Source organism: Streptomyces sp. NBC_00259 (assembly GCF_036181745.1).
Lineage (GTDB): Bacteria > Actinomycetota > Actinomycetes > Streptomycetales > Streptomycetaceae > Streptomyces > Streptomyces pratisoli.
On sequence record NZ_CP108080.1, the window covers coordinates 1,907,449 to 1,928,673 of the forward strand.

Sequence of the window (21,225 nt, forward strand, 5' to 3'; positions counted from 1 at the left end):
TGCCTGCGGATACCGGCCGAACGCCGTCGCAGCCGCTCCTTGATCGGCTTCCGCGGCCTGTGGCGTACTCCGTCCGCCCGGAACGGGCGCAGCGGGCGGAACGACCGGACCTCAGAGCCGCTCGATGATCGTCACGTTCGCCTGACCGCCGCCCTCGCACATCGTCTGCAGCCCGAATCGCCCGTTCGTGCGTTCCAGTTCGTGCAGCAGAGTGGTCATCAGCCTGACGCCGGTCGCACCGAGCGGATGACCCAGCGCGATGGCGCCGCCGTTGACGTTCACCCTCTCCGGGTCGGCGCCGGTCTCCTTCAGCCACGCCAGGACGACGGGTGCGAACGCCTCGTTGATCTCGACGAGGTCGATGTCGTCGAGGGTGAGGCCGGTCTTCTTCAGCGCGTACGCGGTCGCCGGGATCGGCGCGGAGAGCATCCGGATCGGGTCCTCGCCGCGCACCGACAGATGGTGGACGCGGGCGCGCGGGGTCAGCCCGTGCTCCCGTACCGCGCGCTCGCTCGCGAGCAGCATCGCCGCCGCGCCGTCCGAGACCTGTGAGGAACAGGCGGCGGTGATCGTGCCGCCGTCGACGACGGGCCTCAGGCCCGCCATCTTCTCCAGGGTGGTGTCGCGGCGGGGGCCCTCGTCCGCCGTCACGTCCCCGTACGCGACGGTCTCCCGCTCGAAGCGGCCCTCGTCGATCGCGCGGATCGCCCGCTGGTGGGACCGCAGCGCGAACTCCTCCATGGCGCGACGGGAGATGTCCCACTTCCGCGCGATGAGTTCGGCGCCGTGGAACTGGTTGACGGGTGCGTCGCCGTACCGCGCCCGCCAGCCCTCGCTGCCGGCGAAGGGGCCCTCGGTCAGTCCGAGCGGCTCGGCGGCCTGCCGGGAGGCGAAGGCGATCGGGATCTGCGTCATGTTCTGCACGCCGCCCGCGACGACGAGGTCCTGGGTGCCGGACATGACGCCCTGGGCCGCGAAGTGCACCGCCTGCTGGGAGGAGCCGCACTGGCGGTCGACGGTGACGCCGGGCACCTCTTCGGGAAGTCCTGCCGCCAGCCAGCTCGTGCGGGCGATGTCACCGGCCTGCGGGCCCACGGTGTCCAGACAGCCGAAGACGACGTCCTCCACGGCCACCGGGTCGATCCCGGACCGTTCGACCAGGGCCTTGAGGACGTGCGCACCCAGGTCGGCCGGGTGCGCGGCGGCGAGACCGCCCCTGCGCCGCCCCACCGGGGTGCGGACCGCTTCGACTATGTAGGCCTCGGCCATGACTGCTACTCCTTCGTCGTGATGCCGTCCTGTGTCGTGATGCCGTCCAGCACCATCGACAGGTACTGGCGGGCGATCTCGTCCGGGCTGTGCTGTCCTCCCGGCCGGTACCAGGAGGCCGCGACCCAAACGGTGTCGCGGACGAACCGGTAGGTGAGCCGGATGTCGAGGTCGTCACGGAAGACCCGCTCGGCGACCCCGCGCTCCAGCGTCCCGAGCCATGCCTTCTCGAACTTCTGCTGGGAGTCGGCGAGATAGCCGAAGCGGGGCTGCGCGGAGAGGTGCCGGGACTCCTTCTGGTAGATCGCCACGGCCGCACGGTGCCGGTCGATCTCCCGGAAGGACTCGGTGACGAGCGCCTCGATGGTCTCCCTCGGTCCGAGTCCGGCGGCGAGGACCGCGTCGTACCCGGCCCAGAGCTCGTCGAGGAAGGTGGAGAGGATCTCGTCGAGCATCGACTCCTTGGAGTCGAAGTGGTAGTAGAGGCTGCCCGCGAGCATCCCCGCCTCGTCCGCGATCCTGCGGACGGTCGTGGCGTTGTAGCCCTGGGCGGCGAACACCTCGGCGGCGGTGTCGAGCAGTTCGCGGCGCCGCTCGGGCGAGGCGGTCACCTGGGTCTTCTTCTTGGTCGTCGGCACGTGTCCATTCTGGTCCCGCCCCGGATCTACGCGTGCTGGCTGCTGACGGACACGGTCTCGCCGGTCATGTACGAGGAGTAGCCACTGGCCAGGAAGACGATGACGTTGGCGACCTCCCAGGGCTCGGCGTAGCGGCCGAAGGCCTCCCGGGCGGTGAGTTCGTCCAGCACCTCGGCCGAGGTGACCTTCACCAGATGCGGGTGCATGGCGAGGCTCGGGGCGACGGCGTTGACCCGGACCCCGTACGGGGCCGCCTCGACGGCCGCGCACCGGGTCAGCGCCATGACGCCGGCCTTGGCGGCGGCATAGTGGGCCTGTCCGGCCTGGGCGCGCCAACCGACGACGGAGGCGTTGTTGACGACGGCCCCGCCGCGGCCGGCCGCCCTGAACGCGCGGAGGGCGGCGCGGGTGCAGCGGAAGGTGCCGCCCAGGGTGACGTCGAGCACGCGGGACCACTGCTCGTCGGTCATGTCGACGAGCTGGGCCGTGCCGCCGAGTCCGGCGTTGTTCACGACCACGTCGAGGTGTCCGTGGAGGCGTACGGCCGTGTCGAAGAGGGCCTGCACCTGGGTCTCGTCGGTGACGTCGCAGACCAGCGAGTCGACGGCGGCCGGCCCGAACTCCCCGGCCAGCGTCTCCTCCGTCTCCTTGAGGCGGCGCGCGTGCGCGTCGCTGATGAGGATCCGGGCGCCCTCCTCCAGGAAGCGGCGGGCGGTGGCGCCGCCGATGCCGCTCCCCGCGGCCGCGGTGATCACGGCGGTACGGCCCTCCAGCAGCGCGTGCCCGGCCACGTACGGAGCCTTGTTGTCCCTCACACGGGCAAGTTAACCTACCAAACACTTGTTAGGGAAGCGTCGCGACGAGGGAGCGGGCACCCCATGGACCTGGACCACACCGACGAGGAGATCGCCTTCCGCGCCCTGGCCCGCGACTGGCTGCGCGCCCGCGTCCCCGACCAGCCGCTGCCCTCGCTGGAGACCGCGGAGGGCTTCGCCGCGCACCGGGAGTGGGAGGCGGAGCTGTCCGCCGGCCGCTGGTCGGTGGTGTCCTGGCCCGAGCGGTACGGCGGACGCGGCGTGGACCTCTTCCACTGGCTGGTCTTCGAGGAGGAGTACTACGCGGCGGGCGCGCCCGGCCGGGTCTCCCAGAACGGCATCAATCTCCTCGCCCCGACGCTCTTCGACCACGGCACCGAGGAGCAGCGGGCCAGGATCCTGCCGTCGATGGCGAGCGGCGAGGTGATCTGGGCGCAGGCGTGGTCGGAGCCGGAGGCGGGCTCGGACCTCGCCTCACTGAGGTCCCGGGCGGTGCGGACGGACGGCGGCTGGCTGCTGTCGGGCCAGAAGACCTGGTCGTCGCGGGCGGCCTTCGCGGACCGGGCGTTCGGGATCTTCCGCACGGACCCGGACGCGGACAGGCCGCACCGGGGCCTGACGTATCTGATGTTCGACCTGCGGGCGCCGGGTGTGACGGTGAGGCCGATCGGCCGGATCGACGGGAAGCCCGCCTTCGCCGAGCTGTTCCTGGACGAGGTGTTCGTACCGGACGAGGACGTGATCGGCGAGCCGGGCCAGGGCTGGCGTATCGCCATGTCGACGACCGGCAACGAGCGGGGGCTGACGCTCCGCTCCCCCGGCCGCTTCCTCGCCGCGGCGGACCGGCTGGTGGAGCTGTGGCGCTCGGCGGCCGACCCCTCCGACACCGCTCTGCGTGACCGGGTCGCCGACGCGGTCATCGGGGCGCGGGCGTACCGGCTGTTCACGTACGCCCATGCCTCCCGGTTCGCCGCGGGCGGGTCGATCGGAGCCGAGTCGAGCCTGAACAAGGTCTTCTGGTCGGAGTACGACATCGCGCTGCACGAGACCGCGCTCGATCTGCTGGGCGCGGACGGCGAGTTGGCCGACGGGCCGGGTGAGTGGGCCGAGGGGTACGTCTTCTCGCTCGCGGGCCCGATCTATGCCGGTACGAACGAGATCCAGCGCGACATCATCGCCGAGCGGCTGCTCGGCCTGCCGAAGGGACGCCGCTGACCATGCGCTTCCTGCCGACCGACGAACAGCGGGCGTTCATCCGCTCGCTGGACGGGATGCTGACGGCCGCGGACGCACCGCGGGCGGCCCGGGCCTGGGGCGCGGGCGACCCCGGTCCCGGGCGCGCGGTGTGGGCCCGCCTGGCCGAGACGGGTGTCTTCGCGCTGGCCGTTCCGGAGGCGTACGAGGGCGTGGGGCCGCGCCCCATCGAACTGGCCCTCGCCTTCGTGGAGCTGGGGCGGCACGCGGTGCCGGGCCCGCTGGTGGAGACGGCCGCGGCGGCGACGTTGCTCGCCGGCCTCGGCGACCCGGCTCTCGCGAAGCGCTTCCTGCCGGGGATCGCGGCGGGCGAGACCGTGGCCACGCTGGCGCTCGAGGGGTACGGGCCCTACGCGCTGGACGCGGACACGGCGTCGGTCACGCTCACGGTCGTCGGCGACGAACTGCGCGTCGCGCCCGGGCACGGGCCGGTACGGGCCTCGGCCGATCCGGCGCGGCGGCTCGCCGTACCGGACGGCGGGGGCGAGGTGCTGGCGACCGGGGCTCATGTGGCGGCCGCCACTGCGCGCGCCGTCGACCGGGCCCGGCTCGCGACCGCCGCCCAGGCGCTCGGGACCGGGCTGGCGCTGCTGGAGCGGACCGTCGCGTACGTGGGACAGCGCTCCCAGTTCGGGGTCGCGATCGGCTCGTTCCAGGCGGTCAAGCACCGGCTGGCGGACACCCTGATCGCCCTCGAGTTCACCCGGCCACTGGTGCTCGGCGCGGCGCTGACGACGGCACCGGCCGACATCGCCGCGGCGAAGGCGGCGGCGGGCGACGCCGCGTACGGCGCCGCCCGCACCGCCCTCCAGCTCCACGGCGCGGTCGGCTACACCGACGAGCTCGACCTCTCCCTCTGGCTGCGCAAGGCCCGGCCGCTGCGGGACGCCTGGGGGACGCCCTCACAGTGCCGCGCGAAGGTGCTGTCCGGCTGAATCATGGGGCGTCCGTGCGCGGCGGGCTGTCGTCGTTGCCGCGCCGGATCGTCCGCAGCGCCCGGCCCGGCCGCCAGGTCCGTACGACGAGTTCGTCGCCCTCGACCCCGGTGCGTACGGCCTCGGCCAGCTCGGCCCGGAAGAGATGGAAGGGCTGCGGCGCCTCGGTCGCCTCCTGGAACCGGGCCGTCACCTCCGGGTCGGTCACCTCGACCGCCCGTCCGCCGATCCGTACGTCCCCGTCGTCCATGGACGCGTCGGCCCCGGGATTCGCGTGGACGGCGAACCGCGGATCCCGGCGAAGGTCCAGTGCCTTGCGCGAGTTCGGCATCATCCCGAGCCACAGCTCCCCGAAGCGGAAGGTCACCTCGATCCCGGTCAGCCGCGGGGACCCGTCGGCGCGAAGGGTCCCGAGGACGTGGTGCGTGTACGTCTCGAAGCGTTGCCGCACGGTCGCGGCGAAGTCGGGCTCAGCCGCCTGAAAGTCTGCCCAGCTGTTGTTCATGGTTCCAGGAAAGCCGGGATACCCGACATCTCCTGTCGTGTTTTCGGCGGCCGAGGCGGCCGAGGGTACGCGTGGCGTTACGCGCGCACGATGCCCTGCGCGCGGGCGGCGGCCAGCCATGACGGGAATTCGGAGACGAGCCGGTCGTACAGCTCGTCGTCCCGGACCTGCCGCGGGTCCTGGCCGGCGTGGAAGAAGCCCGCGTTGTCGACGGGCCGCTTGGCCGGGACGGCCAGGTCGTCGAGCTTCCGCAGGAACTCGAACTGGCGGCTGCCGGGGTCGCCGAAGCCGATGAACTGCCAGAACAGCGGCAGCTTCGCCGCCTTGCACAGATAGCGCTCGGCGGCGAGCTTGTTGATGGGACCGCCGTCCGTCTGGAAGACGACGAGAGCGGGCGCCGTGGCGCCGCTGTCCAGGTAGTGGTCGATGACCGCGTCCATGGCGAGGTGGTAGCTGGTCCTGCCCATGTGGCCGAGCCCGGCGACGATCCGGTCGATCCGGCCCTCGTGGTCGGCGAGCGCGATGTCCGTCTCCGCGTCGATGTCCGTGGAGAAGAACACGACCGGCACCCGCCCGTCGTCGTCGAGATGCGCCGAGAGCCCCAGCACCCGGTCGGCAAGAGCCTGGACGCTGCCGTCCTTGTAGTACGGCTTCATCGAGCCGGAGTAGTCGACGACCAGGTAGACGGCCGCGCGCTGACCGTTCAGCCCGTGCTTCTCCAGCGAGACGCCCGCGCTCTTGTACAGGCTGACGAGGGCCGGGGCGGACTCCTCCATCTTGCGGAGGCTGATACCCGCCATGGCTAGATGACGCAGCCCTTCACGGCGGCGACGAACGACGCCCAGCCCGCGGCCGGGAAGACGAGCGCGGGTCCCTCGGGCCTCTTGCTGTCGCGTACGGGGACGAGGCCAGGAAGCTCGGCGACCTCCACGCAACTGCCGCCCGTGCCATCGCTGTAGGACGACTTGCGCCAGACGGCACCGTTCAACTCTGCGGTGTTCATGGGATCCTGTAGTCCTCCGCCACCGATTCCAGCAGTTCGAGGGACGCCCTCGGCGACAGCGCGGCGGCCCTGGCGAGATCGTATGACCTCTGGCACTGCTCGACCAGGGCGGGATCGTCGATGAGTTGGCCGCTGCCCGCCCCTTCCGTGTACACCACCGCAGGTGCGTCGTCGAAGGTCATCACGGACACCATGCTGGCGATGAAAGCCTCGTTCATGGCGGCGAAGGGAAGCACCTGCACCACCGCCCTGCGGCTCCGTCCCTGTTCCGCGATGTGCAGGAGCTGCTCGCGCATCGCCTCGGGGCCGCCCATCGGCGTCCGGAGCACCGCCTCCTGGAGGATCGCCCACAGCACCGGCCTCGTCGGATCGCCGAGGACGCCCTGCCGGTCCATCCGGGCACGGACACGCTCCTCGACACTGTCCTGAGACGCGAACGGCGTGGCGGTGCGCGTGATGGCGCGCGCATACGTCTCCGTCTGGAGAAGTCCCGGTACCAGCACCGGCGCGTACTCGCAGATCGTCTTCGCCAGCCGCTCCAGCTCCGCCGCGTCCGCGAAGTAGTCCGCCACCTTCGATGTGCGGGCCAGCCGGCACAGCCGCTGAAGGTGCTCCCCGCTGCCCAGTACCTCGTCCAGCTGCTTCGACATCTCCAGCTGCGGCCGTCGCGTCGCGTTCTCGAACTGGCCGATGTAGGTGGCCGAGCAGAAGACCCGCTCCCCGACCTGTTCCTGCGAGAGCCGTGCGGCCTCGCGCAGTCTGCGCAGCTCCGAGCCGTAGAAGGCCCTCGGGTCGGTGTACGGGTCGGTGTTCCTGGGCTCGGTCATGGCCAAGGTCCCCTTTGCGCAACGCACTTGCCGGTCCCTACAGAGCGTATCCGTTGACCATCGCTGCGTGAGGGCGGAATCCGGTGTCCGCGCACGCGAACGCACCGCGGCGCCTGCCCGGTGTCCGGTCGGGGACGGGTGGGCAGGCGCCGCGGTCTGTTCCGTACGCCGTTGTACGGGACGTCTTCGGGGGTGGGATCAGACCGTCAGGGAACGGTCCGTGGGGCGGATCGGGGCGGGCAGTTCGCTCACGCCCGTGAGGAAGCGGTCCACGCCGCGTGCCGCGGAGCGGCCCTCGGCGATGGCCCAGACGATGAGGGACTGGCCGCGACCGGCGTCGCCGGCGACGTACACGCCGGGGACGTTGGTCGCGAAGTCCGCGTCGCGGGCCACGTTGCCGCGCTCGTCCAGCTCCACGCCGAACTGCGAGACCAGGCCGTTCTGGACGTCCGTGCCGGTGAAGCCCATGGCGAGGGTGACCAGCTGGGCCGGGATGACGCGCTCGGTGCCCGGCTTCTGGGTCAGCTTGCCGTCGACGAACTCGACCTCGATCAGGTGCAGGGACTGGACGTTGCCGTCCTCGTCGCCCTCGAAGTGGGTGGTGGAGACGGAGTAGACCCGCTCACCGCCCTCCTCGTGCGCGGACGTCACCTTGTAGAGCATCGGGAACGTCGGCCAGGGCTGGTGGCCCGGACGGTCCTCGCCCGGACGCGGCATGATCTCCAGCTGGGTGACGGACGCCGCGCCCTGGCGGTGGGCGGTGCCGACGCAGTCCGCGCCGGTGTCGCCGCCGCCGATGACGACGACGTGCTTGCCCTCGGCGGTGATCGGCGGCGCCACGAAATCGCCCTCGACGACCTTGTTGGCGAGCGGCAGGTACTCCATCGCCTGGTGGATGCCGTTCAGCTCACGGCCCGGGACGGGCAGATCGCGAGCGGTGGTGGCACCGGCGGCGATGACGACGGCGTCGTACCGGCGGCGCAGCTTCGCCGCGTCGATGTCGCGGCCGACCTCCACGCCGGTGCGGAACTTGGTGCCCTCCGCGCGCATCTGCTCGATACGGCGGTTGATGTGCCGCTTCTCCATCTTGAACTCGGGGATGCCGTAGCGCAGCAGTCCGCCGATGCGGTCGGCGCGCTCGTACACGGCGACCGTGTGGCCGGCGCGGGTCAGCTGCTGGGCGGCGGCGAGGCCCGCCGGGCCGGAGCCGATGACCGCGACCGTCTTGCCGGACAGCCGGTCCGGGGGCTGCGGCTTGACGTCGTTGGCGTCCCACGCCTTGTCGATGATGGAGACTTCGACGTTCTTGATGGTGACGGCGGGCTGGTTGATCCCGAGGACACAGGCCGACTCGCAGGGGGCGGGGCACAGCCGGCCGGTGAACTCCGGGAAGTTGTTGGTGGCGTGCAGCCGCTCGCTCGCGGCCTGCCAGTTCTCGCGGTAGGCGTAGTCGTTCCACTCGGGGATCAGGTTCCCCAGCGGACAGCCGTTGTGGCAGAACGGGATACCGCAGTCCATGCAGCGCCCGGCCTGCTTGCTGATGATCGGCAGCAGGGAGCCGGGGACGTAGACCTCGTTCCAGTCCTTGACGCGCTCACCGACCGGACGGGTCCTGGCGACCTCGCGTCCGGTGGTCAGGAAGCCCTTGGGGTCAGCCATTGGTCGCCGCCTCCATCATCTTCTCGGTGGTCTCGCGCTCGGAGAGACCGGCGAGCTCAGCGGCGTCCTTGGCGGCGAGCACTGCCTTGTACGTGGTCGGGATGATCTTGCTGAACCGGGCCGCGGCCGCGTCCCAGTCCGCGAGGAGCTTCTCGGCGACGGTGGAGCCGGTCTCCTCGTGGTGGCGGCGCACGACATCGTGCAGCCACTGCTTGTCGGTGTCGGACAGGGCCTCGACGGCGTCCACGTTGCCGGCGTTGACGTTGTCCTTGTCGAGGTCGACGACGTACGCGATACCGCCGGACATGCCGGCCGCGAAATTGCGTCCCGTGCTGCCGAGGACGACGGCGTGGCCGCCGGTCATGTACTCGCAGCCGTGGTCGCCCACGCCCTCGGAGACCACCAGCGCACCGGAGTTGCGGACGCAGAAGCGCTCGCCGGTGCGGCCGCGCAGGAACAGTTCGCCGCCGGTGGCGCCGTAGGCGATGGTGTTGCCCGCGATGGTGGAGTACTCGGCCAGGTGGTCGGCACCGCGGTCCGGGCGGACGACGACGCGGCCGCCGGAGAGGCCCTTGCCGACGTAGTCGTTGGCGTCGCCCTCCAGGCGCAGCGTGACGCCGCGCGGCAGGAACGCGCCGAAGGACTGGCCGGCCGAGCCGGTGAAGGTGATGTCGATGGTGTCCTCGGGCAGGCCCGCACCGCCGAACTTCTTGGTCACCTCGTGGCCGAGCATCGTGCCGACGGTCCGGTTGATGTTCCGGATCGCGACCTGGGCGCGGACCGGCTGGGCCTCCTCCGCACAGGCCGCGGCCAGCGCGTCGGCGGACAGCTTGATCAGCTCGTTGTCGAGGGCCTTCGCCAGGCCGTGGTCCTGCTCGACCAGCTGGTGCCGTACGGCGCCGTCGGGCAGATCGGGCACGTGGAAGAGCGGCTTCAGGTCCAGGCCCTGCGCCTTCCAGTGGTTCACGGCCTGGGTGGTGTCCAGCAGCTCGGCGTGGCCGACGGCCTCCTCCAGCGTGCGGAAGCCCAGCTCGGCGAGCAGCTCGCGGACCTCTTCCGCGATGAACTCGAAGAAGTTGACGACGAATTCCGCCTTGCCGGTGTAGCGCTCACGCAGGACCGGGTTCTGGGTGGCGATGCCGACCGGGCAGGTGTCCAGGTGGCAGACGCGCATCATGACGCAGCCGGAGACGACGAGCGGCGCGGTCGCGAAGCCGAACTCCTCGGCACCGAGCAGCGCGGCGATGACGACGTCCCGTCCGGTCTTCAGCTGACCGTCGGTCTGCACGACGATCCGGTCACGCAGACCGTTGAGCAGCAGCGTCTGCTGGGTCTCGGCGAGGCCGAGCTCCCAGGGGCCGCCCGCGTGCTTCAGCGACGTGAGCGGGGACGCGCCCGTACCGCCGTCGTGGCCGGAGATGAGGACCACGTCGGCGTGCGCCTTGGAGACACCCGCGGCGACCGTGCCGACACCGACCTCGGACACCAGCTTCACATGGATGCGGGCGGCCGGGTTGGCGTTCTTGAGGTCGTGGATCAGCTGAGCCAGGTCCTCGATGGAGTAGATGTCGTGGTGCGGCGGCGGCGAGATCAGGCCGACGCCGGGGGTGGAGTGCCGGGTCTGGGCGATCCACGGGTAGACCTTGTGGCCGGGCAGCTGGCCGCCCTCGCCGGGCTTGGCGCCCTGGGCCATCTTGATCTGGATGTCGTCCGCGTTGACCAGGTACTCGCTCGTCACGCCGAAGCGGCCGGAGGCGACCTGCTTGATCGACGAGCGGCGCGTCGGGTCGTAGAGACGGTCCGGGTCCTCGCCGCCCTCACCGGTGTTGGACTTGCCGCCCAGCTGGTTCATGGCGATGGCGAGGGTCTCGTGCGCCTCCTTGGAGATGGAGCCGTACGACATGGCGCCGGTGGAGAAGCGCTTGACGATCTCGCTGACCGGCTCGACCTCGTCGATGGAGATCGGCTCGCGGCCGGACGTGAAGCCGAAGAGCCCGCGCAGCGTCATCAGGCGCTCGGACTGCTCGTTCACGCGCTCCGTGTACTGCTTGAAGATGTCGTACCGCTTGCTGCGCGTGGCGTGCTGCAGGCGGAAGACGGTCTCGGGGTCGAAGAGGTGCGGCTCGCCCTCGCGGCGCCACTGGTACTCGCCGCCGATCTCCAGCGCGCGGTGCGCCGGGGCGATGCCGCTGGCCGGGTACGCCTTGGCGTGCCGGGCGGCGACCTCCTTGGCGACGACGTCGAGACCGGCGCCGCCGATCTTCGTCGCCGTGCCGTTGAAGTACTTGTCGACGAAGGCCTCGTCGAGACCGACGGCCTCGAAGACCTGGGCGCCGCGGTAGGAGGCGACGGTGGAGATGCCCATCTTGGACATGACCTTGAGGACGCCCTTGCCGAGGGCGTAGATCAGGTTGCGGATGGCCTGCTCGGGCTCGATGCCCTCGATGAACGTACCGGCGCGCAGCAGGTCCTCGACGGACTCCATCGCCAGGTACGGGTTGACGGCGGCGGCTCCGTAGCCGATGAGCAGCGCGACGTGGTGCACCTCGCGGACGTCACCGGCCTCGACCAGCAGGCCCACGTGGGTGCGCTGCTTGGTGCGGATGAGGTGGTGGTGCACGGCGGCGGTGAGCAGCAGCGACGGGATCGGGGCGTGCTCGGCGTCGGAGTGCCGGTCGGAGAGCACGATGATGCGGGCCCCGCCCTCGATCGCGGCGTCGGCCTCGGCACAGATCTGCTCGATACGGGCGGCCAGCGCGTCGCCGCCGCCGGAGACCCGGTAGAGGCCCGCCAGCGTCACGGCCTTCATGCCGGGCATGTCGCCGTCGGCGTTGATGTGGATGAGCTTGGCCAGCTCGTCGTTGTCGATCACCGGGAACCGCAGGGTGACGGACCGGCAGGAGGCCGCGGTCGGGTCCAGCAGGTTGCCCTGGGGGCCGAGGGACGAGTACAGCGAGGTGACGAGCTCCTCGCGGATGGCGTCCAGCGGCGGGTTGGTGACCTGCGCGAACATCTGGGTGAAGTAGTCGAAGAGCAGCCGCGGGCGCTCCGAGAGGGCCGCGATCGGGGAGTCCGTACCCATGGAGCCGAGGGGCTCACCGCCGGTGCGGGCCATCGGCGCCAGCAGGACGCGCAGCTCCTCCTCGGTGTAGCCGAAGGTCTGCTGGCGGCGGGTGACCGAGGCGTGGGTGTGGACGATGTGCTCGCGCTCGGGGAGGTCCTCGAGCTCGATCTCGCCGGCCTCCAGCCACTCCTGGTACGGGTGCTCGGCGGCCAGTCCGGCCTTGATCTCGTCGTCCTCGATGATGCGGTGCTCGGCGGTGTCGACGAGGAACATCCGGCCCGGCTGGAGGCGGCCCTTGCGGACGACCTTGGCGGGGTCGATGTCCAGGACGCCGACCTCGGAGGAGAGGACGACGAGTCCTTCGTCGGTGACCCAGTAGCGGCCCGGGCGCAGACCGTTGCGGTCCAGGACCGCACCGACCTGGGTGCCGTCGGTGAAGGTGACACAGGCCGGGCCGTCCCAGGGCTCCATCATCGTGGAGTGGTACTGGTAGAAGGCGCGCCGGGCCGGGTCCATGGAGTCGTGGTTCTCCCACGCCTCGGGGACCATCATCAGGACGCTGTGCGGGAGCGAGCGGCCGCCGAGGTGGAGCAGCTCCAGGACCTCGTCGAAGGAGGCGGAGTCGGAGGCGTCCGGCGTACAGACGGGGAAGATCCGGTCCAGCTTCTCGTTCCCGAACAGGTCGCTGACCAGCTGGGACTCACGGGCGCGCATCCAGTTGCGGTTGCCCTTGACCGTGTTGATCTCGCCGTTGTGCGCGACGAAGCGGTACGGGTGGGCGAGCGGCCAGCTCGGGAAGGTGTTGGTGGAGAACCGGGAGTGCACCAGGGCCACGGCGGTGGCGAAGCGGCGGTCCGAGAGGTCCGGGAAGAAGGGCTCCAGCTGGCCGGTGGTCAGCATGCCCTTGTAGACGATCGTGCGGGCGGAGAGCGAGGGGAAGTACACCCCGGCCTCGCGCTCGGCGCGCTTGCGCAGCACGAACGCCTTGCGGTCGAGAGCGATGCCGGTGGCCTCGCCGTTCCCGTCCGCGACGAACAGCTGGCGGAAGGCCGGCATCGTCGAGCGGGCGGTGGCACCGAGCAGCTCGGGGGCGACGGGGACCTCGCGCCAGCCGAGGACGTTCAGGCCCTCTTCGGCGGCGATCGTCTCGATCCGTGAGACGGCGTCGTCCTGCTCGTCCTGAGGGACGAAGGCGATGCCGACGGCGTACGAACCGGCCTCGGGAAGCTCGAATCCGGCGACCTCGCGCAGGAACGCGTCCGGGACCTGGAGCAGGATGCCGGCGCCGTCGCCGGAGTCGGGCTCGGAGCCGGTGGCGCCGCGGTGCTCGAGGTTGCGCAGTACGGTCAACGCCTGCTCCACCAGCTCATGGCTGGCAACACCGGTCAGGGTGGCCACGAACCCGACACCACAGGCGTCGTGTTCGTTACGGGGGTCGTACATCCCCTGCGGGGCGGGGCGACCGTCCATGGGCGACCAGGCGTAGGAACGCATCGGCTCTCCCGTCGTCGTCGTGGCATATGGCGGTGCCGAGGGACGACGTTGGCCCTCCGCTGAAATTTCGTGCAGGTTACATGATGGAGTGGTTCTCGACTAGCGGATAGACCATTCCAACATGCGGACACCGCGGTCTGGGGTCTGGTAGCGGCGCAGGTGGGGACGGGTGCGGACAGATCGCCATCCACGGACCCGGATGCAGAGCAGGCTTCGTTGCCCACAGCGCTTACGGCTCATGCCCGGTGGTTAAGGATTCGAAACCGCCGGGTAACGGCTCCTGATGTGAGCCACGTCCAGTGTCGCATTCGGCGGCCCGATCGGGCACCGGGACATGCGTCACAACCTCCGGGCAGAAGGTCCCGGAGGCTGTGTTTCCGCAGGTGGGGCGGCAGGAGGTCCGTCTAGACGGCTGCCCCTACGAGGGACCCGACGGCGTACGTCAAGGCCGCCGCGGCGCCACCCAGGGCGAGCTGGCGCAGGCCGCTGAACCACCAGCCGCGTGCGGTGACCCTGGCGACCAGCGCACCGCAGGCGAACAGCCCCAGCAGCGCCAGCAGGACCGCGGGCCACAGGGCCGTGGCGCCGAGGAGATACGGCAGCACCGGCACCAGCGCGCCCAGCGCGAACGAGCCGAAGGACGAGACGGCCGCGACCGTGGGCGACGGCAGATCGTCCGGGTCGATGCCGAGCTCCTCGCGGGCGTGGATCTCCAGCGCCTGCTCGGGGTCCCTGGACAGCTGCACGGCCACCTCGCGGGCGAGCCGGGGCTCGACGCCGCGCGCCACGTACAGCGCGGCCAGCTCCTCCATCTCGTCCACCGGATGCCCCAGCAGCTCGCGACGCTCGACGTCCAGTTCCGCCTGGACGAGCTCACGCTGCGAGGCCACCGAGGTGTACTCGCCCGCGGCCATGGAGAAGGCTCCGGCCGCGAGGCCCGCGAGCCCCGTGACGACGATGACCTGCTGCGACACGGCACCGCCCGCGACACCGGTCATCAGCGCGAGGTTGGAGACGAGTCCGTCCATCGCGCCGAACACCGCGGGACGCAGCCAGCCGCCGCTCACATCGCGGTGCGTGTGGTTGTCGCGATGCGCCTCGTGGAGTGTCGCCTCGGTCTCGATGATGGACACAGCTCTCCCCTTGCTTCCTTGCGGTTCGTCCGTACTGCCAGGGCGGGTTCGTACGGCGTCCCGCTCCCCCTCGACGTCTCGAAAGTACGCGCGATGTAAGGGTCGCGCCAGCAAGGCAGGCTTTACTTACCTGGTGGCAGGCGGGTGACACCGACGCTTCCCGCGCCGCACTCGGCGCCCCGCGTGGCAGAGATCGAGCAAGAGGCCCAGTGGGTCCAGTGGGGCACGAAGGGGTGACGCGGTGGACTGGATTGCATGCGATCGGGCCCGCGGCGCGCTCCTCGGACTGGCGGTGGGCGACGCGCTGGGGGCGCCGGCGGAGAACATGCGGCCGTCCGAGATCCGCCGCAGGTGGGGCCGGATCGAAGGCTTCGTGACCGACACTCCGGCCGGCACGGACGACACGGAGTACGCGATCTTCTCCGGGCTGCTGCTCGCCCGGCACGGGTCCGCGCTCACCGTCTCGCATGTCGAGAACGCCTGGCACCACTGGATCGCCGACCTCGACGAAGGGCCGTTCCGGGGCGCGGGCTTCAGTGAGCGCGGGACGCTGGAGAACCTCCGCCGCGGTCTGGCCGCGCCCATCACCGCGCAGCACCGGCACGCCTGGAGCGACGGGCTGGCGATGCGGGCGGCGCCGTTCGGCGTCTTCGCGGCGGGCCGCCCCGACGAGGCGGCGCGGCTGGTCGCCATCGACGGCTGCGTCAGTCACGACGGCGAGGGCATCTACGGCGGGCAGGCCGTGGCGGCGGGGGTGGCGGCGGCGATGGCGGGAGCGGGACCGGCCGGGGTGATCGGCGCGGCACTGTCCGTCGTGCCCATGGACTCCTGGACCGCGCGCTCCATGCGCCGCGCGGTCGTCGCGGCGGAACGGGCGGAGACGGATCCGCTCAGCCGCGAACGGACGGTCCGCTCCGCGGTCGTCATCGGCGGCTACCCCTGGACGGACCTGGCTCCCGAGGCCGTCGGCCTCGCCTTCGGGGCGTTCGCGGCGGCCCGCGGCGACTTCCGTACGTCGGTCCTGACCGCGGTCAACATGGGCCGCGACGCCGACACCACGGCGGCGGTCGCGGGGGCGCTGGCCGGCGCGCTGGTGGGGGCCTCCGCCATTCCGGCGGACTGGGCCGCCGCGATCGGCCCCGTCCGGGGCAGCTGCCTCCCCTCGATGCGCGGCTATCACGTCCTGGACATCGCAGACCTCCTCACCCCGTACGACGACACCGAGGCCGCCCCATGACCCCCCGCCCCCTCGACTCCGCGACCCCGGACCAGCCCGCCCCGGACACCCCGGAGTCCTCTCCGGACCTGGGGCTGGATCCGCCCGGCACGGGCGACGGGACGGGCGGTCCCTCCCCGGAGCCGGACGACGGACAGCACGCGACCGACGCGGACCGGGCACCGGACGGGCCCGGCGGGAACGGAGGGACCGCTGCGACCGGTGCGACCGGGGCGGCCGGGGCGACCGCTGCGACCGCTGCGGCCGGGGAGAGCGGAGAAGCCCCCGCCGCCCTCCTGCTCGACACGCCCGGCGGGACCGGAGGAACGCCCGGGTCCGTGAGGCCCGCTACGGCGGGCGGAGCCGGGGGCGCCGGTCCGGGCGGTCTGCTGCTGGACAGGCCCGGCGCGGGAGGCGGGACCGCGGCGTCCCCTCATCCCGAAGTGGCCCCTCCGCAGCGCGCGGCAGCGGGCGGAACGCACGGCTCCGGCGGACCGGGGCCGGTTTCGGGGTGGGGGTACTGCTCCTGGGGGCACCAGGGGCGATCCCGGCGCGACCGGGTGGCGGAAGGCGACGTGCCGTACCGCGCGCGGATCGAAGGGCTGCTGCTCGGGCTCGCCGCGGGCGACGCCGCCGGGTGGCCCGCCGCGCGGCATCGGGCCGCGCGGATGCCCGAGTGGACCCGGCGGCTCACCCGGGAGCTGGACACCTTCGCCGAGCAGAACGCGACGACCACCCTCCCCGTGCCCATCGCCCTGAACCAGCCCCCCGAGCCGCTGCGCCTCGGCCCCTCCGACGACGCCGAATGGGCCGCCTTCGCCGCCGAGACGGTCCTCACCGCCGCCGGCGAGCACTTCGACGGACTCGACCTGGGCCGCCGTATGCGCGCCGCGGTCGACCTCGCCTGGAACGTCCTCGCGGGCAAGATCGCCGCGGCCGCCGCCCGCGCCCCCGAGGTCGAGTCCGCCGTCCTTCCCCTCCGCGCCCGGATCTCCGTACGAGCCGGTCTCGGCAATCTCGCCACCGGGCTGCGCCCGCCCGCGACCGGCCACGACAACCCGCACTACTTCGACGACGCCGCCTGTATCCGCGCCAGCGTCCTCGCCGTCATCCACCCCGGCAACCCGCAGGCCGCCGCCGATCTCGCCGAGTTCGACGCCCGCTACACGCAGGACGGCGACGGTGTGCACGGCGCCCGCGCCATGGCCGCCGCCGTCGCCTCGGCACTGGGCGGCGCGGACGTGGACACCGCCGTCGACGCCGCCCTCGCCCAGCTCCCGGACGCCACCGAGATCGGCCGCAACGCCCGCTACGCCCTCAAGCTCGCCCGCGACGCCGACGACGCGTTCTCCCTCGTCCCGCTTCTGGAGCACCAGATCGTCGACCACGTGTACAGCTACGGCATCGCCGCCGCCGAGACCGTCCCCGTCGCCCTCGCCCTCGCCACCGCCGCGCGCGGCGAGGTCGCGGGTGCCATCCCCGCCGCCGTCTGCCTGTCCCGGGTCGCCGACTCCGCGCCCGCCCTCGCCGGGGCGCTGACCGGCGCGCTCGGCGGCGGATCGGCCGTACCGGCCGCCTGGCGGGACGCCTGCCGCACCCTCGCCGGCTGCACGCTTCCCCGCCTCGCCGGCACGGACCTCGTCGAACTCGCCGGGCTCCTCGCCCACACGATCCGCCCGTCGCACGCCCCGTCAGACGACCTGTCGGACGAACAGCCACACGAACCGGCACACGAACCGGCATACGAACCGTCGCCAGACCCGTCACACAGTCCGTCCGTCACACAAGGCGCCGGCCCGGCCTCCCGCCCGTAACTCGCCCTCGCCGGACACGAATCCCCGACTCCGCATGCCCCGCCCGCGACCGCCCCGGGTGGACAATTCCGGCATGACATTCTCAGCGCTCCCGGCGGTCGCGACGCTCGAAGACCGGATCACGGGCTCCCTCGTCGGCGCGGCGGTCGGCGACGCCCTCGGCGGCCCGGTCGAGGGATACACCCCGGCGCAGATCGTGGAACGGCACGGCGGCCGCGTCCACGGCATCGTGGGCCCGTGGCACGGCGACGACTGGCGCACCGCCCGGCCCGTGGCGCCGTACCACAAGGGCGACGGCCACGTCACCGACGACACCCTCATGACCCACGTTCTCGTACGGGTCTACGCGACCGTACGGGACCATCTCGACGCCTACGCCGTCGCCGACCACCTCGTCCCGGAGCTGATCTCCACCCCCCGCTGGATCCCGGAGCTGGAGGCCGAGGCACTCCCTCTCCAGCGGATCTTCCTCGCGGAGAAGTGGCTCGTGTCCCGCCTCCACTACGGCCATGTCGACCCGCGCGAGGCCGGTACCGGAAACATCGTCAACTGCGGTGCCGCGATGTACATGGCCCCCGTCGGCCTGGTCAACGCCGCCGACCCCGCGGCCGCCTACGCCGAGGCACTGGACGTCGCCGGCGCCCACCAGTCCTCGTACGGGCGCGAGGCGGCGGGCGTGTTCGCGGCGGCGGTCGCCGCGGCCTGCACTCCCGGCGCGACACCGACGACCGTCGTCGAGACCTGTCTGTCCCTGGCCAAGGACGGCACCCGTTCGGCCATCGAGGAGGTGGCCGAAGTCGCCGCCCGCCACAGCGACTTCGAGTCGGCCCTGCGTCCGCTTCGCGAGGCCGTCGCCCCCTTCGACACCGTGGGCCCCGACTACCGCGCCCCTTCCCTGGCGGCCCGCCGCCCCTCCCGGCTGCACGCCATCGAGGAACTCCCCATCGCCCTCGGCATGCTCCTCGTCGGCGACGGCGACTACCGCCGTACGGTCCTCGGCTCCGTCAACTACGGTCGCGACTGCGACTCGATCGCCACGATGTCCGGCGCGATCGCGGGCGCGCTGTACGGCGAGGAGCCGATCCCGCCCGACTGGGTGAAGACCGTCGCCGAGGCCAGCCGCCTCGATCTGCACGCCCCGGCCCGCAGCCTCACGGAGGTCACGCACGAGATCTTCGCCCGCGACACCCGGCGCCGCCGGGAGCACGAAGCGGCCTTCGCCAGGCTGACGGACCCCCGATGAACCTCCGGCTCACCTGGGTCCAGCCCGAGGACATGATCGGCCATGAACTCCGGCAGGCCGCGCAGGACGGCCGCGACGCGTCGGCGATCGCCCACCGCTGGCGTGCGGCGGGCGGCCCCCCGGCGCCATCGGTCGCCGGCGCGTCCCCGCAGCCGGCACCCCCTCCGCTCCGCGCCCTCGCCTCCCGCCTGCTGGACGAACTGGCGGAACTCCCCAGCCCCTTGTCGGTCCACGAGCCGACGGACCTCCCCGCCATCAGAGCGGCCTGTCCGGACTGGCCCCGGTCCGGCACGGCGGCGGAGGCATCCGACCCCGGCGCGGAGGCATCCGGCTCCATGGCGGAAGCATCCGGCTCCGTGACGGAAGCGCTCATGGACCGTCTGCACGCCGCCTGGCTCGGCCGCGCCGCCGGGTGTCTCCTCGGCAAGCCCGTGGAGAAGCTCCCGCTGCACGCCATCCGCGCCCTCGCCCGCGCCACCGGCAACTGGCCGCTCGCCGACTGGTTCACCGCGAAGGGCGTACCCGGTGAACTGCTCGCCGCCCACCCCTGGAACCGCCGTTCCGCACGCACCTCCCTCGCCGAGAACATCGACGGCATGCCCGAGGACGACGACCTCAACTACCCGCTCCTCAATCTGCTCCTGCTCCAGCGGTACGGGCCCGGATTCGGCACCGTCGACGTCGCCAGGCTGTGGCTCGACGAACTCCCCGCCGGCCGCACCTTCACCGCCGAGCGCGTCGCGTACCGCAACCTCCTCTGCGGCCTCGAACCACCGCTCACCGCCCTCCACCACAACCCGTTCCGGGAATGGATCGGCGCCGCGATCCGCGCCGATGTGCACGGCTGGACGCACCCCGGCGATCCGGCGGCCGCCGCCGAGCAGGCCCACCGGGACGCGGTGCTCACCCACACGGCGAACGGCGTGTACGGGGCCATGTTCATCGCCGCCGCGCTCGCCGTGGCGGCCACCGGGAACGCGGACGTGCACAGGTGCCTGCGCGCCGGCCTCCGCGTCGTACCGCCCCGCTCGCGGCTCGCCGAAGCCGTCCGCTCGGGCATCGAGACCGCCGGCGCGCACCGCGACTTCGACACCGTCGTGGACCGCCTGCACGCCGCCCACGGCTCGTACCACTGGGTCCATGTCATCCCCAACGCCGCCCTTCTCACCGCCGCCCTCACCCACGCGGACGGTGACTTCTCCGGGTCCATCTGCCGTGCCGTGTCCGGCGGCTGGGACACCGACTCCAACGGCGCCACCGCCGGCTCGCTCGCCGGCCTGCTCGCCGGCCACCCGGACCGGCTGCCCGGGGGCTGGACCGCCCCGCTCAAGAACCGTCTCGCCAGCACCGTCGGCGACTTCGACGGCATCGGCTTCGACTCGCTCGCCCGCCTCACGTGCGCCCACACCAATCTCCGGGAGGACCCGCGCTCATGACCGGCATCGTCGTGCTCGGCAGCACCAACATGGACCTCGTCGCCTATGTCGCGAAGGCCCCGCAGCGTGGAGAGACCGTCACGGGACGCGAGTTCCGCACCGTCCCGGGTGGCAAGGGAGCCAACCAGGCCGTCGCCGCCGCCCGGGCCGGCGGCGAGGTGGCGATGATCGGAGCCGTCGGCACGGACGACTTCGGCGGCCGGCTGCGGGCCACGCTCGAAGTCTCCGGAGTCGACACCGATCTGCTGCGCACGGCCGAAGGACCCTCAGGAACCGCGCACATCGTCGTGGACGACGAGGGCGGCAACGCGATCGTCGTCATCCCCGGCGCCAACGCCACCGTCGACCATCTGACCCCCGGTGACGAAACCCTCATCGCCACCGCGAACGCCCTCCTCCTTCAGCTCGAGATCCCCCTCGGCGGAGTGATCGCCGGCGCCGAGGCCGCCCGCCGGCACGGGGTACGGACCGTCCTCACCCCGGCGCCCGCCCAGCCTCTGCCGCCCGAACTGCTCGCCGCCACCGATCTGCTGGTGCCGAACGAGCACGAGGCCGCCCTCCTCGCGGGTGTCGCCGAACCGCTCGCCGCCGCCGAGGCACTGCTCCGCCAGGTTCCGGAGGTGGTGATCACGCTCGGCGGGGCGGGCAGTCTCTACGCGGCCCGCGGCATGGAGCCCCTCACGGTCGCCGCGCCCCGCGTCCGCGCCGTGGACACCACCGCGGCCGGTGACACGTTCGTCGGCGCCCTCGCCGTGGCCCTCGTCGAGGGCAGGCCGATGCCCGAGGCGATGATCTGGGCCTCCACCGCGGCCGCGCTCTCCGTCCAGCGCCCGGGCGCCTCGTCCTCCATGCCGTACCGCCCCGAGATCGACGCGGAAGCGCAGACGCGCACGAGGAGCGCCGCGACGCGCCGCTAGCCG

17 protein-coding genes are annotated in these 21,225 nt (G+C 72.2%); 7 read left to right on the forward strand and 10 right to left on the reverse strand.

All coding sequences use genetic code 11. The features are described from left to right. Positions 1 to 111: 111 nt before the first annotated feature. The 3 genes from OG766_RS08585 to OG766_RS08595 are packed head-to-tail and all read right to left on the reverse strand — an operon-like array spanning position 112 to position 2,722. Complete coding sequence (locus OG766_RS08585) at positions 112 to 1,269, reverse strand: acetyl-CoA C-acetyltransferase (protein ID WP_266374948.1); 1,158 nt, start codon at positions 1,267 to 1,269, stop codon at positions 112 to 114. 5 nt (positions 1,270 to 1,274) lie between these two features. Next, positions 1,275 to 1,907 carry a TetR/AcrR family transcriptional regulator gene (locus OG766_RS08590; protein WP_266374947.1) on the reverse strand — a complete coding sequence of 211 codons (633 nt, stop codon included), beginning with the start codon at positions 1,905 to 1,907 and terminating at the stop codon, positions 1,275 to 1,277. A gap of 26 nt (positions 1,908 to 1,933) precedes the next feature. After that, a complete protein-coding gene (locus OG766_RS08595; RefSeq protein WP_266374946.1) occupies positions 1,934 to 2,722 on the reverse strand; it encodes an SDR family oxidoreductase in 789 nt (262 codons plus the stop codon). Between the two features lie 63 nt (positions 2,723 to 2,785). Between OG766_RS08595 and OG766_RS08600 the strand changes: the two genes are divergently transcribed. Both OG766_RS08600 and OG766_RS08605 read left to right on the forward strand, forming a co-directional pair. Then, a complete protein-coding gene (locus OG766_RS08600) occupies positions 2,786 to 3,937 on the forward strand; it encodes an acyl-CoA dehydrogenase family protein (protein ID WP_328724957.1) in 1,152 nt (383 codons plus the stop codon). 2 nt (positions 3,938 to 3,939) lie between these two features. After that, entirely contained in the window at positions 3,940 to 4,911 is a 972-nt protein-coding gene (locus tag OG766_RS08605; protein WP_328724958.1) for an acyl-CoA dehydrogenase family protein, read from the forward strand. Between the two features lies 1 nt (position 4,912). Here the strand turns inward: OG766_RS08605 and OG766_RS08610 are convergent, their stop codons facing one another. From OG766_RS08610 to OG766_RS08640, 7 genes are all read right to left on the reverse strand, one after another. Then, positions 4,913 to 5,416, reverse strand: a complete 504-nt coding sequence (locus OG766_RS08610; protein WP_266374941.1) for a pyridoxamine 5'-phosphate oxidase family protein — start codon at positions 5,414 to 5,416, stop codon at positions 4,913 to 4,915. Between the two features lie 77 nt (positions 5,417 to 5,493). Continuing rightward, entirely contained in the window at positions 5,494 to 6,216 is a 723-nt protein-coding gene (locus OG766_RS08615) for a vWA domain-containing protein (protein ID WP_266374939.1), read from the reverse strand. Between the two features lie 2 nt (positions 6,217 to 6,218). After that, entirely contained in the window at positions 6,219 to 6,419 is a 201-nt protein-coding gene (locus tag OG766_RS08620) for a DUF397 domain-containing protein (RefSeq protein WP_266374937.1), read from the reverse strand. Further along, positions 6,416 to 7,246 carry a helix-turn-helix domain-containing protein gene (locus OG766_RS08625; protein ID WP_266374936.1) on the reverse strand — a complete coding sequence of 277 codons (831 nt, stop codon included), beginning with the start codon at positions 7,244 to 7,246 and terminating at the stop codon, positions 6,416 to 6,418. The genes OG766_RS08620 and OG766_RS08625 overlap by 4 nt, the downstream gene beginning before the upstream one ends. A 198-nt stretch (positions 7,247 to 7,444) precedes the next feature. Then, entirely contained in the window at positions 7,445 to 8,905 is a 1,461-nt protein-coding gene (locus OG766_RS08630) for a glutamate synthase subunit beta (protein WP_266374935.1), read from the reverse strand. Beyond that, positions 8,898 to 13,463 carry a glutamate synthase large subunit gene (gene gltB, locus OG766_RS08635; RefSeq protein WP_266374934.1) on the reverse strand — a complete coding sequence of 1,522 codons (4,566 nt, stop codon included), beginning with the start codon at positions 13,461 to 13,463 and terminating at the stop codon, positions 8,898 to 8,900. Before gltB ends, OG766_RS08630 begins: the two co-directional genes overlap by 8 nt. Positions 13,464 to 13,867: 404 nt before the next feature. After that, positions 13,868 to 14,596, reverse strand: a complete 729-nt coding sequence (locus OG766_RS08640) for a VIT1/CCC1 transporter family protein (RefSeq protein WP_266374932.1) — start codon at positions 14,594 to 14,596, stop codon at positions 13,868 to 13,870. 241 nt (positions 14,597 to 14,837) lie between these two features. Between OG766_RS08640 and OG766_RS08645 the strand changes: the two genes are divergently transcribed. The 5 genes from OG766_RS08645 to rbsK all read left to right on the forward strand — a co-directional run bounded on the left by OG766_RS08645 (position 14,838) and on the right by rbsK (position 21,222). After that, positions 14,838 to 15,833: an ADP-ribosylglycohydrolase family protein gene (locus tag OG766_RS08645; protein WP_266374931.1), complete on the forward strand. Its 996-nt coding sequence runs from the start codon at positions 14,838 to 14,840 to the stop codon at positions 15,831 to 15,833. Between the two features lie 539 nt (positions 15,834 to 16,372). After that, positions 16,373 to 17,626, forward strand: coding sequence for an ADP-ribosylglycohydrolase family protein (locus tag OG766_RS08650; protein WP_328727449.1), 1,254 nt, complete (start codon positions 16,373 to 16,375; stop codon positions 17,624 to 17,626). A gap of 73 nt (positions 17,627 to 17,699) precedes the next feature. After that, positions 17,700 to 18,869: an ADP-ribosylglycohydrolase family protein gene (locus OG766_RS08655; protein ID WP_266374930.1), complete on the forward strand. Its 1,170-nt coding sequence runs from the start codon at positions 17,700 to 17,702 to the stop codon at positions 18,867 to 18,869. Continuing rightward, positions 18,866 to 20,305, forward strand: a complete 1,440-nt coding sequence (locus OG766_RS08660; RefSeq protein WP_328724959.1) for an ADP-ribosylglycohydrolase family protein — start codon at positions 18,866 to 18,868, stop codon at positions 20,303 to 20,305. The genes OG766_RS08655 and OG766_RS08660 overlap by 4 nt, the downstream gene beginning before the upstream one ends. Beyond that, positions 20,302 to 21,222 (forward strand): ribokinase, encoded by a 921-nt coding sequence (rbsK, locus tag OG766_RS08665; RefSeq protein ID WP_328724961.1) that lies wholly within the window; start codon positions 20,302 to 20,304, stop codon positions 21,220 to 21,222. The genes OG766_RS08660 and rbsK overlap by 4 nt, the downstream gene beginning before the upstream one ends. Positions 21,223 to 21,225: the final 3 nt, after the last annotated feature.